This is a genomic window from Pseudomonas sp. P5_B2, assembly GCF_056400445.1.
Window position 1 is genome coordinate 1 of sequence record NZ_JBFULH010001243.1, and the last position, 807, is coordinate 807.

Here is an 807-nt window from a genome sequence, read left to right on the forward strand (position 1 = left end):
ATCGCAGACAAAGAAAAGCCCGGCCTAAGCCGGGCTTTTCTCAGAGCTTCGCTAATTACTTAGCGTTAGCTTCAACCTGCGCTTCTACGCGACGGTTTACTGCACGACCTTCAGCGGTATCGTTGGAAGCTACTGGGCGAGTTTCGCCGTAGCCAACGGACTGAACGCGCGAGCCTTCAACACCATACTGGTTGGTCAGAACTTGTTTAACGGCGTTTGCACGACGCTCAGACAGTTTCTGGTTGTAAGCGTCAGGACCGACGGAGTCAGTGTGACCTTCAACAGTAGTGTTGGTGGCTGGGTACTGCTTCATGAAATCAGCCAGGTTCTTGATGTCAGCGTAGCTGTCTGGCTTGACTACCGACTTGTCGAAGTCGAATTTCACGTCCAGTTCTACACGAACAACTTCAGCAACTGCCGGGCAGCCATCAGCGTCAACAGTTACGTTGGCTGGGGTGTCTGGGCACTTGTCAACGTTGTCGCACACGCCATCGTTGTCGCTGTCGGAGCAAACTTCTGGAGCAACAACCGGAGCAGGCTTGTTGCCGCCACCGAAGTTTACGCCCAGACCAACGGAAGGAATGTAGTCCCAACGGCCGTTGTCCAGTTTGTAGTCAGCTTCAACACCAGCACGGGCGAAGACGTTTTCCAGGAAGTACCACTTAACGCCAGCGCCAGCAGTCAGGAAAGTCGACTGATCACGGCCCGAGTGACCATCATCACGTACGTTGGTCATGCTGCCGTGCTTAACACCACCTTGAACGTAAGGACGCAGAGCGTCGCCAGCGTTGTTGAAGTGGTATTGAG

The 807-nt window shown here is 54.0% G+C and carries 1 protein-coding gene; it reads right to left on the reverse strand.

The window, feature by feature from the left end:
- Positions 1–55: 55 nt before the first annotated feature.
- Positions 56–807 (reverse strand): OmpA family protein (locus tag AC1DRJ_RS30510; RefSeq protein ID WP_477805390.1); only part of this gene is annotated, 752 nt, incomplete at its 5' end.